This is a genomic window from Rhizobium sp. UGM030330-04, assembly GCF_003208455.1.
Taxonomy (GTDB): domain Bacteria; phylum Pseudomonadota; class Alphaproteobacteria; order Rhizobiales; family Rhizobiaceae; genus Agrobacterium; species Agrobacterium rhizogenes_A.
In genome coordinates, this window is sequence record NZ_QKML01000001.1 from 348,598 (window position 1) to 364,181 (window position 15,584).

The 15,584-nt window shown below is 59.1% G+C and carries 17 protein-coding genes; 7 read left to right on the plus strand and 10 right to left on the minus strand.

The features are described from left to right. Positions 1–139 precede the first annotated feature (139 nt). The 9 genes from gshB to rsmI form a co-directional block, all read right to left on the minus strand. Positions 140–1,099 carry a glutathione synthase gene (gshB, locus tag N434_RS01710; RefSeq protein ID WP_110755955.1) on the minus strand — a complete coding sequence of 320 codons (960 nt, stop codon included), beginning with the start codon at positions 1,097–1,099 and terminating at the stop codon, positions 140–142. Positions 1,100–1,344: 245 nt separating this feature from the next. Then, entirely contained in the window at positions 1,345–1,857 is a 513-nt protein-coding gene (locus N434_RS01715) for a cupin domain-containing protein (protein WP_110755672.1), read from the minus strand. 110 nt (positions 1,858–1,967) lie between these two features. After that, positions 1,968–3,068 carry a sn-glycerol-3-phosphate import ATP-binding protein UgpC gene (locus tag N434_RS01720; protein ID WP_065114682.1) on the minus strand — a complete coding sequence of 367 codons (1,101 nt, stop codon included), beginning with the start codon at positions 3,066–3,068 and terminating at the stop codon, positions 1,968–1,970. A 10-nt stretch (positions 3,069–3,078) separates the two neighbouring features. Continuing rightward, positions 3,079–3,921, minus strand: a complete 843-nt coding sequence (gene ugpE / locus N434_RS01725) for a sn-glycerol-3-phosphate ABC transporter permease UgpE (RefSeq protein WP_065114681.1) — start codon at positions 3,919–3,921, stop codon at positions 3,079–3,081. 11 nt (positions 3,922–3,932) lie between these two features. Beyond that, positions 3,933–4,901, minus strand: a complete 969-nt coding sequence (locus N434_RS01730; protein WP_174028772.1) for an ABC transporter permease — start codon at positions 4,899–4,901, stop codon at positions 3,933–3,935. Between the two features lie 83 nt (positions 4,902–4,984). Then, positions 4,985–6,283, minus strand: coding sequence for an extracellular solute-binding protein (locus tag N434_RS01735; protein ID WP_065114679.1), 1,299 nt, complete (start codon positions 6,281–6,283; stop codon positions 4,985–4,987). Between the two features lie 132 nt (positions 6,284–6,415). After that, positions 6,416–6,976, minus strand: a complete 561-nt coding sequence (locus N434_RS01740) for a sugar O-acetyltransferase (protein WP_110755674.1) — start codon at positions 6,974–6,976, stop codon at positions 6,416–6,418. Positions 6,977–6,992: 16 nt separating this feature from the next. Next, positions 6,993–7,361 carry a YraN family protein gene (locus N434_RS01745; protein WP_110755675.1) on the minus strand — a complete coding sequence of 123 codons (369 nt, stop codon included), beginning with the start codon at positions 7,359–7,361 and terminating at the stop codon, positions 6,993–6,995. After that, positions 7,351–8,292, minus strand: a complete 942-nt coding sequence (gene rsmI / locus N434_RS01750) for a 16S rRNA (cytidine(1402)-2'-O)-methyltransferase (protein WP_110755677.1) — start codon at positions 8,290–8,292, stop codon at positions 7,351–7,353. The genes N434_RS01745 and rsmI overlap by 11 nt, the downstream gene beginning before the upstream one ends. A gap of 267 nt (positions 8,293–8,559) precedes the next feature. Between rsmI and dnaN the strand changes: the two genes are divergently transcribed. The 6 genes from dnaN to N434_RS01780 all read left to right on the plus strand — a co-directional run bounded on the left by dnaN (position 8,560) and on the right by N434_RS01780 (position 13,276). Continuing rightward, positions 8,560–9,678 (plus strand): DNA polymerase III subunit beta, encoded by a 1,119-nt coding sequence (gene dnaN / locus N434_RS01755; protein WP_026363807.1) that lies wholly within the window; start codon positions 8,560–8,562, stop codon positions 9,676–9,678. A gap of 192 nt (positions 9,679–9,870) precedes the next feature. Continuing rightward, the gene (pmtA, locus tag N434_RS01760) at positions 9,871–10,464 is read left to right on the plus strand and encodes a phospholipid N-methyltransferase PmtA (protein ID WP_003520115.1); all 594 of its coding nucleotides are present in this window, start codon (positions 9,871–9,873) and stop codon (positions 10,462–10,464) included. A gap of 95 nt (positions 10,465–10,559) precedes the next feature. After that, on the plus strand, positions 10,560–11,156 hold the full coding sequence (locus N434_RS01765; RefSeq protein ID WP_110755679.1) for a histidine phosphatase family protein: 597 nt from the start codon (positions 10,560–10,562) through the stop codon (positions 11,154–11,156). A gap of 4 nt (positions 11,157–11,160) precedes the next feature. Then, on the plus strand, positions 11,161–11,868 hold the full coding sequence (gene pyrF, locus N434_RS01770) for an orotidine-5'-phosphate decarboxylase (protein WP_065114674.1): 708 nt from the start codon (positions 11,161–11,163) through the stop codon (positions 11,866–11,868). Between the two features lie 18 nt (positions 11,869–11,886). After that, entirely contained in the window at positions 11,887–12,174 is a 288-nt protein-coding gene (locus N434_RS01775) for a DUF1330 domain-containing protein (protein ID WP_065114673.1), read from the plus strand. Positions 12,175–12,295: 121 nt separating this feature from the next. Further along, entirely contained in the window at positions 12,296–13,276 is a 981-nt protein-coding gene (locus N434_RS01780) for a complex I NDUFA9 subunit family protein (RefSeq protein ID WP_110755680.1), read from the plus strand. Positions 13,277–13,880: 604 nt separating this feature from the next. Here the strand turns inward: N434_RS01780 and N434_RS01795 are convergent. Continuing rightward, positions 13,881–14,687, minus strand: coding sequence for an undecaprenyl-diphosphate phosphatase (locus N434_RS01795; RefSeq protein ID WP_065114671.1), 807 nt, complete (start codon positions 14,685–14,687; stop codon positions 13,881–13,883). Positions 14,688–14,845: 158 nt separating this feature from the next. Here N434_RS01795 and N434_RS01800 point away from each other — a divergent pair, with 158 nt between their 5' ends. After that, positions 14,846–15,538, plus strand: a complete 693-nt coding sequence (locus tag N434_RS01800; RefSeq protein WP_065114670.1) for a glutathione S-transferase family protein — start codon at positions 14,846–14,848, stop codon at positions 15,536–15,538. The last annotated feature ends 46 nt before the right edge of the window (positions 15,539–15,584 follow it).

The following is a 15,584-nucleotide window of genomic DNA, read 5'->3' on the forward strand; positions in this document are numbered from 1 at the left end:
CCCGGCGGCCATCCACAAGCAACGTGCCACAGGATAAAGAATAAAACAAGAACATCCAGCGAACAATTTCTCGTTGGCGATGTATTTTAGTTGTATCTAGTTGTACTCGCGGAACAAAACTGGATCGGCAAGGGGCGCGTCAGAGATCCTGAGATTCGCGCTTTTTCTCGATCGCGTCCCACAACAGGCTTGCGACATCGGCACCACCGAATTTCCGCACTTCGCGAATGCCAGTGGGCGAGGTGACGTTGATTTCCGTCATGTAGTCGCCGATCACATCGATGCCGACAAAGAGGAAACCACGCTCGCGCAAGGCCGGACCGATGCGGCGGCAGATTTCCTTTTCGCGCGCCGTCAGCTCCGTCGGTTCCGGCCGGCCGCCGGCATGCATGTTGGAGCGGGCGTCATTTTCCGCCGGCACGCGGTTGATCGCGCCCACCGGCTCGCCATCCACCAGGAGAATGCGCTTGTCGCCCTTGCGGACGTCAGGCAGATATTGCTGGGCGATGTAAGGCTCGCGGAACATCTGGCCGAACATCTCCAGCAGCGAGGAGAAATTGCGGTCGTCGCGCGCCGAATGGAAGACGCCTGCGCCGCCATTGCCATAAAGCGGCTTGAGGATGATATCGCCCATTTCATTGCGGAAGCGGGCGATTTCCGCCACATCCTTGGTGATCAACGTCTGCGGCATCAGGTCGGCGAATTCGGTGACGAAGATCTTTTCCGGCGAGTTGCGCACCCAGGCTGGGTCGTTGACGACAAGCGTTTTGGGATGAATGCGTTCCAGCAGATGGGTCGAGGTGATGTAAGCCATGTCGAAGGGCGGATCCTGACGCAGATGGATGACATCCATGGTCGAGAGATCGACACGTTCCGGCTCAGACAGCGAAAAATGATCGCCCTTGATGTCGCGCAGTTCCATCTGCTCGACGGTGGCGTAGATTTTGCCGTCACGCATGGAAAGACGCTCTGGCGTATAGTGGAACAGCCGGTATCCGCGCGCCTGCGCCTCAAGGCTCATGGCGAAGGTGGAGTCACCGGCGATATTGATGCCGGAGACATGATCCATCTGGATCGCGACGTTCTTGATCTTCGCCATGCGCATGTTCCTCTTGCAGCATACGGACGCTTCGCCGGCCCGCCGTGCCCATTGCCTCGTCTTTTCAAGCTTCCCGGCAGGACCGGGCGAGACCCGGAAATGCTTCAGAAAACCCTGAAGATGTAGGGCAGCGGCCATTCAAAGGCAACTGCTGCAAGTGGTGCCGTGTGTGAGTTTTATTGAACCTTCACAATTCTGCCGAGGGAGCCACGCGGGCTCTCATCGGCAGCAAAATCGTCACCGGCTCAGGCCGCCAGCTTGTAGGAACTACCAGAAAACAGCTTGTTCTTGACACGATAGGCCAGGGCAAGCGCCTTGGGGAAGGGGCGGCGCATGAAGGCAACCTTGCGAACATAGTCATCGACCCGCCATGTGGCCCACGTTCCAGCCCGGAAATAGGCGACATCACCAACCCGCAGGATGCTGACCGAACCGTCTTCGGCCGTCACATGTACTTCGCCTTCCAGAATATAGACGGTTTCGTCCCAGCCGAAGAACCAGCGGAATTCGCCCGCAGTGCAATCCCACATGGCGGTGCTGGAAGCACGGTCGCCGCTTCGGGAGTGATCCGCCGCACGCGCCTCAGGGTTGCCGGAAATGATCCAGTCCGGATTGATGGGGGCCGACTGAAGCCGCAGATCGGTGCAGGACGCGCTGACAACGGCTTCGTCTTTTTGTCTGCGCAGATAGGCCGGCAATATCGGCACTGTGCGGATTGCCATGGTTGCAGCCGCCGCGAACATCATTTTGAACGACATATGAGAAAACCCCCGTGAAATATTGGAGGCCTTCTATCATCGGGATCGTAACAAAGCGGTTTTGACAATCGGCGCAATTTTAGCCATCGCGCCGATTTCCTGCGATACGTTCAGGCCGTAGCCAGCTGAGCGGGCTGCGCGCCAACCTGTTCCGCCTTGCCGGCGATACGCTTGCCGGTTTCGCTGGAAAAGAAGTGCAGCTTCTCCGGCGCGATCGTGACCGACAGAGCGGCGGGAACATCGACATCCGGCGGGAAAGCCACCGTCAGGCTCTGGTCGCCGATCGCGCCGTGCACCAGGCGCTGTGAACCCAGCTCCTCGATATAATCGACGCGGAGTGCGAAGCCCTGCTCACCCGCCGCGGCGAGGCGGAAATCCTCCGCACGCATGCCTACCGTCACCGGCCCGGAGGCAGGCGCAAAACCATTCAGCGCAAACAGCGAAGGACCGATAGCGAGGCTGTCACCATGCAATTCGCCATCCAGCAGGTTCATGGCGGGAGAGCCGATGAAGCTGGCAACGAAGGTGGAGGCGGGCGTGTGATAGACATCCAGCGGCGCGCCGATCTGTTCGATGCGGCCGCCATTCAGTACAACAAGACGATCGGCCAGCGTCATCGCTTCCAGCTGATCGTGGGTGACGTAGATCGAGGTGGTGCCGAGGCGTTTTTGCAGGCGCTTGATCTCGCCGCGCATCGAGACGCGCAGCTTGGCATCGAGGTTCGACAGAGGCTCATCGAACAAGAAGGCGGCCGGTTTGCGCACGATGGCGCGGCCCATGGCGACACGCTGCCGCTGACCGCCGGAAAGGGCGCGCGGCTTGCGATCCAGATAGGGTTCGAGCTGCAGCATACGCGCGGCTTCAGCCACGCGCGCATCGATCTCCGCCTTTGGTGTCTTGCGGTTCTTCAGCCCGTATTCGAGGTTCTGGCGTACCGACATATGCGGGTAAAGCGCGTAATTCTGGAACACCATGGCGATATCGCGGTCGGCGGGATCGGCCTGATTGACCACCCGGTCGCCGATCTTCACCGTGCCTTCGGAAATATCCTCAAGGCCGGCGACCATGCGCAGAAGCGTGGACTTGCCGCAGCCGGACGGGCCGACGAGAACGATGAACTCGCCGTCCCGGATATCGATATCGACGTGATGCACGGCGCGCACGCCGCCATGATAATCCTTGCAGACCTGACTGATTTCGATCGCGGCCATTTCGGTCTCCTTATTTATCGCTCTCGGTGAGGCCCTTGATGAACCAGCGCTGGAAAATGACGACGATCAGAACCGGCGGCAGCATGGCCAGAACGGCAAGCGCGAAAGCTTCGTTGTAATCGGGAATTTGCGAACCGACCCAGACCTGCAGGATCGACTTGATGCCGCGCATCAGGGTGAAGAAACTCTCATCCGTCGTCATCAGCATGGGCCAGAGATACTGGTTCCAGCCATAAACGAACATGATGATGAAGATCGCCGCCATCATGGTGCGCGACAGCGGAATGATCACGTCGATGAAGAACTTGAACGGCCCAGCCCCGTCGATACGGGCGGCCTCCAGCAATTCTTCCGGAATGGATTTGAAGAACTGCCGGAAATAGAAGGTGCCCGTCGCCGAGGCGAGAAGCGGCACGATCAAGCCGGTATAGGAGTTCAACAGGCCGAGTTTGCTCATCACCTCGTAGGACGGCATGATGCGCACTTCAAGCGGCAACAGCAGCGTCGTGAAAATGATCCAGAAGGCGAGCGTCGCAAAGCGGAAGCGGAAATAGACGATCGCATAGGCCGCCGTCATCGACAGGACGATCTTGCCGACGGCAAAACCAATGCCGAGGATCAGCGAGTTGATCACCATGTTGAGGCCGGTGATCTGCCCGGTAAAGCCGCCCTTCTGGGTCAGGACCTTTTCATAGGTCTCGACGAAATTGTCGCCGGGAACGATCGCCAGACCGCTGCGGTGAATTTCCGCCGCCGTATGCGTGGAAGTCATGAAAGCCACGACAACCGGCAATATCAGGAAAAGCGCGCCTGTTATCAGCACCAGATGATCGAGGGGTTTTGTCTTATACATCGTCTTTTCCCTCAATTGTAATGGATGCGCTTCTCGATGAAGCGGAACTGGATGATGGTGAGGACGAAGACGACCAGCATCAAAATGACGGACTGGGCCGACGAACCGCCGATGTCATTGCCGCGGAAACCGTCGAGAAACACCTTGTAGACCAGTGTGATTGGGTTGTTGGCCGCCTTGTCCTTCACCATCACGTCGATGACACCGAAAGTGTCGAACAGCGCATAGGTGATGTTGATGATCAGCAGGAAGAAGGCCGTGGGCGCCAGAAGCGGCATGATGACCGTCCAGAACCGGCGGAAGCCCGAGCGGCAGTCGATGGCGGCGGCCTCCCGGACGGAAACGGGCACGCCCTGCAGACCGGAGAGGAAGAAGATGAAATTATACGGAATCTGCTTCCAGACCGCGACCACGACCATGGCAAAGGCCGTATCGAAATAATTGAGGCCGACCTTCATGTCCCAGCCAAGGAATGCGGCCATCTTGACGAAGGGGCCGATGTGCTGATCGAAAAACATCATGCCGATGAGGCCTGCGACCGGCGGCGCGATGGCGTAGACGGAAATCAGCAATGTCTTGTATGCCGAGCTGCCGCGAATGACCGCATCCGCCTTGACCGCGAGCAAAAGGCCGAGCGCCAGCGAAAAGAAGGTCACCAGCACGGTGAAAACAACAGTGAATTTGGCGATGTTGAGATATTCCGGATTGAATATCGCATCCGAATAATTGGCCAGGCCCACGAACGAGGCCCCGAACCCGAAAGGGTCTTCCAGATAGAACGAAGACTGGATGGCCTGAACGGAGGGCCAGTAAAAGAAGATGAAAATCACCGCAAGCTGCGGCGCCAGAAACAGATAGGGCACGAAGGACGAGGAGAACTGCACACGCTTCATGCCGGCTTCAGCGGGCTTGGCGGGCTTTCCAGCCTTTGCGGACCAGCCGGATAAAAACCGGCGCGGTTGAGACGATGTATAGGCCACGCTTGCGCCTCCTTATCCAGAAGCGAGCCTCCCTTCCATCGGAAAGGAGGCTCGACAACGATCATTGGTTTCGAAAAGATCGATCAGCCGGCCGTCTTGGCGAAACGGGCCAGAAGGTCGTTGCCTTCCTTCTCGATGATGTCGAAGGCGTCCTTCGGCGTGACTTCGCCGGAGAAGATGCGGTTATATTCGCGTTCCATGACGGCGCGGATCTGCGGGTAGAAGCCGAGGCGGTAACCCTTGGACCATTCGCCACCCGGCAGCGACAGCTGCTGAATGCCAACTTCGGCGACCGGCTTTTCCTTGTAGAAGCCTTCAGCCTTGGCCTTTTCGTAGGCAGCCTTGGTGATGGCGACGTAACCGGTTGCCTTGTGGTAGAAGACCTGGATTTCCGGCGAGGTCAGGAACTGGAAGAAGTCAGCCACGCACTTGTTTTCAGCTTCGGACTTGCCCGACATTGCAAAGAGAGCGGCGCCACCGATGAAGGAGTTGGTGCCTGCGCCCTTGATGGAGCCCCAGTAGGGAAGGAAGGTTGCCGAGAACGGCATGGTCGCCGTCTTCTGCAGGCCGCCGAACGAACCCGAAGAGCCGATCCAGAGAGCAACCTTGCCTTCTTCGAAAGGCTTCTGGTTGTCGTTCCAGCCAGCGCCGTAATAGGCGAACAGGCCCTTGTCCTTCCAGTCCTTCAGCTTGTCGAACATCATGACGAGGTTCGGGTCGGTGACCTTCAGCTTGGTGTCGCTGACGCTGTCGTAGCCATTGTTGTTGGTGGCGAACTGGATGTTGTTGCGGGAGAAGAAGTTCTCCGTGAACTGCCAGGTAAGCTGCGACTGGACGAGCGGGATGTAACCGGCTTCCTTCAGCTTCGGCGCGACCTGCTCGAACTCTTCCCAGGTCTTCGGCGCCTCGACGCCGGCCTTCTTCAGCGCTTCGTCATTGATATACATGATCGGAGCGGAGGAGTTGAACGGCATGCCGACGAACTTGCCGTCAGCGGCAGCGTAGAAATAACGCACGCCGTTGATGAAGGCTTCGCGGTCGAACTTGTAACCGGCCTTGTTGATGAGGTCTTCCGCAGGAATGACCGCGCCCTTGGCATTGATGATGGTGGCGGCGCCGGCATCGAAAACCTGGAGGATGTTCGGCTGTTCGCCGGAGCGGAACGCGGCGATGCCGCTGGCCAAGGCTTCTTCGTAGGAGCCCTTGGAAACCGGCGTCAGTGCGCATTCCTTCTGGGCTTCGTTGAACTTCTGGGAAACTTCGTTGATGACTTCGCCGTTACGGCCACCCATGCCGTGCCACCAGGTGATGTTGGTCGCAGCCATGGAAGACGTCGCGGAAATGCTGACGGCCACCGCGGCCATGGAAATCTTCTTCAACATTACTAATTCCTCTCCACCATTTATTGGGATGAGGATGCGAATAGAGACGTTCCGTGACGCCTCTTTAACAGTTTCATGTCAGATTTGTTACAGCACCTGCTAATAGACTGCGTTGCCTCAAAAACGCATATCTCAGACGCCGCCGCGTTTTATCGGACGGGCCGGGTTTCCAACCACCGTCGCACCCGGCGGCACATCGCGTGTCACCACCGAACCGGCGCCGACAATCGCACCATCGCCGACGGTCACGCCCGCCAGCAGGATCGCCCCACCGCCGATCCAGACATCCCGGCCAATCGTCACCGGCTTTGCGATTTCAATACCTTGCGCGCGCGGAATGGGGTCGAGATGGTGTTCCGCACAATAGATCTGCACGGCAGGACCGAGCATTGCGCCGTCCCCTATCATTACCTTCGCGGAATCGAGAATGACGCAGCCGGTATTGAGATAAACATTGGTGCCCAGCGTGATGTTGAAACCATAGGCGCAATGAAACGGCGCTTCGATAAATGCGCCTTCTCCGACGGAGGAGAAGAGCCCCCGCAGCAGCGGCGCGATGGTTCCGCGCTCATCCGGCGGCGCGGTATTGTGCTGGTGAACCGCCCGGCGCGCGCGCCAGCGCAGCACATCCAGCTCGGCATCCATGCAGCTGTACCATTCGCCCGCAGCCATTTTTTCCCGCTCGGTGGACATTGCCTTCCTCTTCCCCTCAAAACGCGTCAATGAAATGCTGCGGCAGACGTCGCGGCAGAATGGCGATGATATCGAAGCGCAGCGAAAACCGCGCGGCATCCTTGCGGCGGGAGAGCCAGAGATCGGCAGCAGCCCGGATACGCCGCTGCGAATGGAAGCCGACGGCATCGACCGCGCTGCCGCCCGATGGCCGCGCCTTCACCTCGATGATGGCGACGAGGTCCTTCTTGCGGGCGATGAGATCGATTTCTCCCAGCCGGGTGCGATAGCGAACGGCAAGGATGCGATATCCCTTCAGCATCAGATAAAGCGCCGCCCAATATTCCGCGGCATGACCGCGCCGTTCGGCTTTCCGCCTTTTATCGCTTCGCCCGTCAGCGGCCATCCGTTTCCTTCATATCCAGCAGCCTTTGATAAAGCTCCTTGCGCGGCAGGCCCGTCAGCTTCGCCGCTTCGCCCGCGGCCCTGGCGGCGGGCATGGTGGCGACGAGATCCTTCAGAAGCTTCTCGACATCCTCGATATCGGGAATCTCGTCATAGGAGGGCGGCTCCACCAGAAGCACGATCTCACCCTTCACCACACGGTCGCCATCGTAATAATCCGCAAGCTCACCGAGCGTGCCGCGCCGGAACTCCTCGAAGGTCTTGGTCAGTTCACGGCAGACCACCGCCCGGCGGTCACGGCCGAGCACTTCCGATGCCACCCTGACGGAAGCGCCGATGCGATGTGGCGATTCAAAGAAGATCAGGGTTGCGGGGATTTTCGCCAGCTCGGCCAAACGGTCACGCTTGCCACGATCCTTCACCGGCAGGAAACCGGCAAACAAAAAGGCGTCACTCGGCATGCCAGACCCGACGAGGGCGGCAAGCGGCGCGGAGGCACCCGGCACCGGCACAACACGGTGGCCGGCCTCAAGCGCCAGCTGACCAAGGCGATAACCCGGGTCGGAAACGAGCGGCGTTCCGGCGTCCGATACCAGCGCCACGGACTTTCCGGCCTCCAGTGCGGCAATGAGCTTCGGCCCCGCTTCATTGGCATTGTGTTCGTGATAGGCGAGCGGGCGCGTGCGAATGCCGTAACGTTCGAGCAGGATGCGGGTGACACGGGTATCCTCGCAGGCGAGAACATTGGCCGAGGCCAGCGTTTCCAGCGCGCGGATGGTGATGTCACCGAGATTGCCGATGGGAGTGGCCACAAGATAAAGCGCCGGCTCCAGCGGCCGTGCCGGAATGGTGGCCGTGCCGATCCTGAATTCCTTCGCTGCCTGTCTGGCATCGCTGTTCGATGTTTCCTGCGTCACACGGCTTCCAATCATTCTGGCCGATCATCGCCGGCCGGTCACTCCGGTTTTTTCCCCTTTATGGGCAATAGAAAACCCGCGAACAAGGTCCATGGGCGGCCCCAGCCTGTGGATCATGCTGTATAGCAGCAAAATGAGCGGAAGCAGATGCACTCGGCTCTTGCATTTTCTGCAATAACTCTGCCATTTTGCCCGTCCACATTATCCGGCTTTTTGCCGGTCAAGACTCTTCTTGCCGATCCGGCGGTGGCCGGTTCGCAACGGTTGAAAGCGGTAGCGTCCATGCGTATTACTCTTGAGCGGTCGAACCTTCTGAAATCGCTGAACCACGTCCACCGGGTCGTCGAGCGTCGCAACACGATCCCGATCCTGTCCAACGTCCTCCTGCGCGCCTCCGGCGCCAATCTGGACATGAAGGCGACCGACCTCGACCTCGAAATCACCGAAGCGACACCGGCAATGGTGGAGCAGGCGGGCGCCACCACCGTACCGGCGCACCTGCTTTATGAAATCGTGCGCAAGCTGCCGGATGGTTCCGAGGTGCTTCTGGCGACCAACCCGGACGGCTCCTCGATGACGGTTGCCTCCGGCCGTTCGAAGTTCTCGCTGCAATGCCTGCCCGAAACGGACTTCCCCGACCTGACCGCCGGCACCTTCAGCCACACCTTCAAACTGAAGGCAACCGATCTGAAGATGCTGATCGACCGGACGCAGTTTGCGATTTCGACGGAAGAGACGCGTTATTACCTCAACGGCATTTTCTTCCACACCATCGAAAGCAATGGCGAACTGAAGCTGCGCGCCGTCGCCACCGATGGCCACCGCCTGGCGCGCGCCGATGTGGATGCGCCATCCGGTTCAGAAGGCATGCCGGGCATCATCATTCCCCGCAAGACCGTCGGTGAATTGCAGAAGCTGATGGACAACCCTGAGCTGGAAGTCACGGTTGAAGTCTCGGATGCGAAAATCCGCCTCACCATCGGCTCGGTCGTCCTGACCTCGAAGCTGATCGACGGCACCTTCCCGGATTACCAGCGCGTGATCCCGACCGGCAACGACAAGGAAATGCGTGTCGATTGCCAGACCTTCGCACAGGCCGTCGACCGTGTTTCGACCATTTCTTCCGAGCGTGGCCGCGCCGTGAAGCTGGCGCTCACCAACGGCCAGCTGACGCTGACCGTCAACAACCCGGATTCGGGAAGTGCCACGGAAGAAGTGGCCGTCGGTTATGATAATGATTCGATGGAAATCGGCTTCAACGCCAAATATCTCCTCGATATCACCTCGCAGCTTTCCGGCGACGACGCGATTTTCCTGCTGGCCGACGCCGGCTCGCCAACGCTTGTTCGCGACACCGCCGGTGATGATGCGCTCTATGTTTTGATGCCGATGCGCGTCTGAAACGGGAATTTTCCGCAAATTTCATCAAAAAAGCCGGTGAAGCGCTTCACCGGCTTTTTTGATTCGGCGATGGCGCATCTCGGGCCATCAGCGAATTTTTCCAGTTACGACATTTTGCCTTGTTTTTGCGCCAAATGGGATCAACATTGCGTAACTGTTTTTTGACAATGACCAAAAGCATCTGAGGGAACTATGGCACTCAACCTGAAGCAACGCCTTGAACAAAAATTTGAGGAAGAAATCCGCTTTTTCAAGGGCATGGTCAGCCAGCCGAAAAAAGTCGGCGCCATCGTGCCGACATCGTCGATCACGGCGAAAAAAATGGCGAGTGTCATCAACCCCCATTCCGGCCTGCCGGTTCTCGAACTCGGCCCCGGCACCGGCGTCATCACCAAGGCCATTCTGGCACGCGGCATCAAGCCCGAGAACCTGACAGCCATCGAATATTCGACCGATTTCTACAACCAGCTGCTCAGAAGCTATCCCGGCGTCAACTTCGTCAATGGCGACGCCTTCGACCTCGATGCGACGCTTGGCGAACACAAGGGCCAGATGTTCGACAGTGTCGTTTCCGCCGTGCCGATGCTGAATTTCCCCATGGCCGCCCGTATCAAGCTGCTTGACGAATTGCTGAAGCGCGTGCCGCACGGTCGCCCCGTAGTGCAGATATCCTACGGTCCGATTTCCCCGATCGTCGCGCAGCCGCATCTCTACCATATCCGCCATTTCGATTTCATCGTGCGCAATATTCCGCCGGCGCAATTGTGGACCTATACGCGCGCCTGATCACCCGGCAGAATGGGCGAGACCGTCATTTCACGGTCGCGACGCATGGTTAGGGTGTCGAATTACCCTTTCCATCGCCCTGAGGACCGATTTTCATGCAGGCGCTCTACATTACCCATCCCCAGGTCAAGATCGACCCAACTATCCCCGTCCCTGAATGGGGGCTTTCGGACAGGGGTGCCGAACGGGTGCGGGAGGCGAGCCGCCTTCCCTGGGCGCAGGCATTGCGGCGCATCGTTTCCAGCGCCGAAACCAAGGCGGTCGAAACCGCCCGCATCCTTGCCGAAACATCCGGTGCGAAAATAGAGATCATCGAGGCGATGCATGAAAACGACCGGTCCGCCACCGGCTTTCTGCCACCGCCGGAATTTGAAAAGGCCGCAGACTGGTTCTTCGCCCACCCCGAGGAGAGTTTTCACGGCTGGGAGCGCGCAATCGACGCGCAGGCGCGGATCGTCGGGGCCGTCAAAGCCGTTCTCGACCGGCACGACCCACAGCAGCCTATTGCCTTTGTCGGCCATGGTGGCGTGGGCACACTTCTGAAATGCCATATCGAAGGCCGCGGGATCAGCCGCAGCAAGGACCAGCCGCCGGGTGGCGGCAATCTCTTCCGCTTTTCCATCGCCGACTTTTCGCTTGCAGCCGCGTCCCCCACATGCGACTGGACGGCAATGGAAACATGGCAGGGATAAGACAATGACCGCGCGCGAAAAACTCATCGTCGGGCTGGATGTTCCGACTGTGCAGCAGGCCGAAGACATCGTTTCGAAAATCGGCGACGAGGTTCTGTTCTACAAGATCGGCTATCAGCTGGTATTCGCAGGCGGTCTCGAATTCGCGCGTGACCTTGTCCAGAGCGGCAAGAAGGTCTTTCTCGACATGAAGCTGCTCGACATTGACAACACCGTCGCCTCCGGTGTCGAGAACATCGCCCGCATGGGCATGTCGATGCTGACCCTGCATGCCTACCCGAAAGCAATGCGTGCTGCCGTCAAGGCCGCCGAAGGCTCCGGGCTCTGCCTGCTGGGCGTCACCGTGCTGACTTCCATGGACGACAGCGATCTGGCGGAAGCCGGTTACGCCTCGGATGCCCGTTCGCTGGTGCTGCGCCGGGCGGAACAGGCGCGCGAGGCGGGCATGGGTGGCATCGTCTGTTCGGCGGAGGAATCGAAAGCCGTGCGCGAAATCCTCGGCCCCGACCTTGCCGTCGTCACGCCCGGCATTCGCCCGGCCGGCGCGGATCTCGGTGATCAGAAGCGGGTGATGACGCCATATGACGCCATCAAGGCCGGTTCGAGCCATCTGGTGGTCGCCCGCCCCATCGTCCGGGCGGAAGACCCGAAGGCGGCGGCCCGCGCCATTCTGGACGACATGCTGCGCGCCAGCTTTCCGGCCAATCAGTAAAAACAGGAGGGGGACGAAATGGCAAAGGGATATTGGATCGCCCGCGTCGATGTAAACGACAGTGAGCGCTACAAGGATTATGTCACGACGGCAAAGCCCGCATTCGAGCGGTTCGGCGCCAATTTTCTGGCCCGTGGCGGCGCATTGACCGAGCTGGAAGGCACGGCGCGTGCACGCAATGTTGTCATCGAGTTCCCGTCAGTCCAGCACGCAATCGATTGCTATAATTCCCCCGAATACCAGGCGGCGGCAAGAATCCGTCAGGAAGTCGCCGATGCGGAGATGATAATCGTCGAAGGAATTTGACGACCGTCAACCGCATTTCCCAAACCGGCTTCTGGTCTCGCGACAACGTCTCTTCACGCGCGCGCGGCTTTGGGCTAAGAGACTGAAAAACGCTTTATCGACAGCTTCTGAGGAGCCTCCCATGACCTTGGCCAACCTTCCACCCCTCGTCACCGTTTTCGGCGGTTCGGGTTTTGTCGGGCGGCATGTCGTGAGAATGCTCGCCAAGCGCGGTTACCGCATTCGCGTCGCCGTGCGCCGCCCCGACCTTGCCGGCTTCCTGCAGCCACTCGGCAATGTCGGCCAGATTTCTTTCGCCCAGGCGAACCTGCGTTATCGCGACTCCATCGTCAAAGCCGTGGAAGACGCCGATCATGTGGTCAATTGTGTCGGCATCCTGACCGAAAGCGGCCGCAACACCTTTGACGCCGTGCAGGAATTCGGCGCAAAAGCCATTGCCGAGGCGGCCCGTAACGCCGGCGCGACGCTGACGCATATCTCCGCCATCGGCGCAGACGCCAATTCGCAGACCGGTTACGGCCGCACCAAGGGCCGCGCCGAAGCCGCCATTCATTCCGTTTTGCCCGGCGCCGTTATCCTGCGTCCGTCGATCATTTTCGGACCGGAAGACGATTTCTTCAACAAATTCGCCAAGATGGCCCGCAGCCTGCCGTTCCTGCCGCTGATCGGCGGCGGAAAAACCAGGTTCCAGCCGGTTTATGTCGAGGATGTCGCCGAAGCCGTCGCCCGCAGCGTCGATGGCAAGCTGAAGCCCGGCTCCATCTATGAACTCGGCGGCCAGGATGTCATGACATTCCGTGACTGTCTCGAGGCAGTTCTTGCCGCGACCTACCGGGAGCGTCCTTTCGTCAACCTGCCCTTCGGCATTGCCTCGACGATCGGCAAGATCGCCTCGCTGGTGCCGCTGATTACGCCGCCGCTGACGGCCGATCAGGTAACCATGCTCAAGAAAGACAACGTCGTTTCCGCCGAGGCGGAGAAAAACGGCCTGACGCTGGAAGGTATCGGCATCACTCCCGTGCGCGTCGCTTCGGTTCTGCCGTCCTACATGGTGCAATATCGCCCGCACGGCCAGTTCTCCAACGCCGGAAAGGCCGCCTGAAACCTCGCTTCGGGCCTCGTCGTCTTTAACGGAAGCGGGAGCCATTCCCGCTTTTCGTTTTTGCACGATTCAATTGCAACCAAACCGCTATTCGCGCATTTCCCCTCAACTGAACGGGAGGTGCAGCATCAACCAAGGCAGCGTTGGAAAGCCGGGTAAAAGTTAACGGGCATCTGGCCGCAGCACGCAAGCGTGGCACAAGCGCAACTGTGGAAAAGACTTCGCATTAACCCGGTATTCAGCAAGCTCCTTTATTGATATTGGCCACATTCCAAACATATCCCGGACCCTCAATTCACACACGGCGGCATGATCCGCACGAACGAACGTCTGAAAGGCAATCATAAAATGGGCAGATCTATCGCACTCTTTTTTGCGTGTGCGGCTTTGGTGGTTCTGGCGGGTTCTTTCATGGCACCGGGAACGGTTGCAGCGGGCAAGAGCGGTTGCGCTCCCGCCTATGGCGTTGACCCCTGCGCAACGGCTTCGATCAGCACCAACTGATCGGCTTTACAGCCTTCAAATAAAAAGCGCCTGCGGGTTTCCCGAGGCGCTTTTTTCTTTTCGTCCACCGTCAAAACGGATGGTTACTTCCGGGTCCCGTTCAACCGAAGACCAGAAGCGCAATCAGGCCAAGCGAGCCGATGACGATGCGCCACCATGCGAAGGGGGCAAAACCGCGCCGCGAAACGAAGTCCAGCAGAGAGCGCACGACGAAGAGGCCGGAGACGAAAGCGGCGATGAAACCCACGGCAATCAGCGCACCATCATCGAAACTGAGGGCATCGCGGTTCTTGTAGAGATCCAGCGTGAAGGCGCCGAGCATGGTCGGCATCGCCAGGAAAAACGAGAACTCGGCGGCGGAGCGCTTGTCCGTGCCCATCAGCAGCGAACCGACGATGGTGGCGCCCGAGCGCGAGGTGCCGGGAATCATCGCAAGGCACTGGAAGAGGCCGATCTTGAAGGCGAGCGACGGCGGATAGTCCATGATGTCGGTATATTTCGGCTTCAGCGGCATGCGGTCGACCGCGAGCAATATGACGCCGCCGATAATCAGCACCACACAAATGAGCATCGGCGTTTCGAACAGCACCGTCTTGATGAAATCATGCGCCAGTGCGCCGATAACCGCCGCCGGCAGGAAGGCGAGCGCAACGGCCAGCACGAAGCGGCGCGCCCTGGCGCTGTTTGGCAGGGCGAGTGCGATCGATACAAGCTTTTGAAAATAAACAAGAAGGATTGCGAGGATCGCACCGAGCTGAATGAGGACGGCAAATGTGTTGCCGGGCGATTTGAAGCCGAGGAAGTGCCCGGCCAGCAGCACATGCGCCGTTGAGGAAACGGGGATGAACTCCGTCAGACCCTCGATAATGCCCAGCAGAAGCGCGCTGATGATCGATTGGTCACCCATGAGGTATCCTTCTTTTCAGGGGGAAGCGGCAATGGAAAGCAATTGCGTTAAACTTGTTTTAAAGTAGCCAAGCTCTTATAGCGTCTTGATGAAGCGAAACTGAAAAAGTTTTCCGGCAAATGCCGATCATGGCAACCAATCGTAAAAATTGAGTACCTATGCCCACTCTCTACCATTCTCCGATGTCGACCGCATCCCGGTTCGTTCGTCTGATCCTCGCAGAATACGGGTTCCAGACCGATCTCGTGGAAGAGCAGCCGTGGGAAAGACGACGGGAGTTTCTGGCGCTCAATCCGGCCGGCACCCTGCCGGTCTATCTGGATGACAATATGCGCTCCCTGAGCGGGCCTTACGTGCTTGCCGAGTTTCTTGACGAAACGCATGGGGTTTTAAAGCGCGACAGGCGGCTTCTGGCGGAAGACCCGTTTCAGCGGGCGGAAATCCGCCGTCTGACGGAATGGTTTCTGCAGAAGATGGAAAATGACGTGACCCGGCCGCTGGTGCGGGAGCGAGTTTACAAATTGCAGATGACAACAGCGCAGGGTGGCGGGCCGCCGGATTCCAAGCTGCTGCGCACCGCCCGCAACAATATCCGCCAGCACATCAAATATCTGGAATGGCTGGCGGGTTCGCGCACATGGCTGGCCGGTGACCGGCTTAGCTATGCCGACCTTGCCGCCGCTTCGGCTGTTTCGGTGCTGGACTACCTCGGCGAGATCAACTGGCTTGAAGCACCTATCGTCAAGGAATGGTATCAGCGGGTGAAATCCCGCCCCTCCTTCCGGCCCTTCCTGAGCGAGCGCATTCCGCGCCTCGCCCCCTCCTCCCACTACGCCGATCTGGATTTTTAAGCCCCTATCTCCCGGTTGTTTGCTGCAGCCTGCGGCTGCGCCTATA

Bases quoted from the DNA above. Each gene is read 5' to 3' on its own strand.
- N434_RS01745 (WP_110755675.1), bottom strand. From the start codon at position 7,361: ATGGCCGCTGACGGGCGAAGCGATAAAAGGCGGAAAGCCGAACGGCGC.
- N434_RS01795 (WP_065114671.1), bottom strand. From the start codon at position 14,687: ATGGGTGACCAATCGATCATCAGCGCGCTTCTGCTGGGCATTATCGAG.
- pyrF (WP_065114674.1), top strand. From the start codon at position 11,161: ATGACCGCGCGCGAAAAACTCATCGTCGGGCTGGATGTTCCGACTGTG.
- N434_RS01740 (WP_110755674.1), bottom strand. From the start codon at position 6,976: ATGTCCACCGAGCGGGAAAAAATGGCTGCGGGCGAATGGTACAGCTGC.
- N434_RS01780 (WP_110755680.1), top strand. From the start codon at position 12,296: ATGACCTTGGCCAACCTTCCACCCCTCGTCACCGTTTTCGGCGGTTCG.
- N434_RS01735 (WP_065114679.1), bottom strand. From the start codon at position 6,283: ATGTTGAAGAAGATTTCCATGGCCGCGGTGGCCGTCAGCATTTCCGCG.
- pmtA (WP_003520115.1), top strand. From the start codon at position 9,871: ATGGCACTCAACCTGAAGCAACGCCTTGAACAAAAATTTGAGGAAGAA.
- ugpE (WP_065114681.1), bottom strand. From the start codon at position 3,921: ATGTATAAGACAAAACCCCTCGATCATCTGGTGCTGATAACAGGCGCG.
- rsmI (WP_110755677.1), bottom strand. From the start codon at position 8,292: ATGATTGGAAGCCGTGTGACGCAGGAAACATCGAACAGCGATGCCAGA.
- N434_RS01765 (WP_110755679.1), top strand. From the start codon at position 10,560: ATGCAGGCGCTCTACATTACCCATCCCCAGGTCAAGATCGACCCAACT.
- N434_RS01800 (WP_065114670.1), top strand. From the start codon at position 14,846: ATGCCCACTCTCTACCATTCTCCGATGTCGACCGCATCCCGGTTCGTT.
- gshB (WP_110755955.1), bottom strand. From the start codon at position 1,099: ATGGCGAAGATCAAGAACGTCGCGATCCAGATGGATCATGTCTCCGGC.
- N434_RS01715 (WP_110755672.1), bottom strand. From the start codon at position 1,857: ATGTCGTTCAAAATGATGTTCGCGGCGGCTGCAACCATGGCAATCCGC.
- dnaN (WP_026363807.1), top strand. From the start codon at position 8,560: ATGCGTATTACTCTTGAGCGGTCGAACCTTCTGAAATCGCTGAACCAC.
- N434_RS01720 (WP_065114682.1), bottom strand. From the start codon at position 3,068: ATGGCCGCGATCGAAATCAGTCAGGTCTGCAAGGATTATCATGGCGGC.
- N434_RS01775 (WP_065114673.1), top strand. From the start codon at position 11,887: ATGGCAAAGGGATATTGGATCGCCCGCGTCGATGTAAACGACAGTGAG.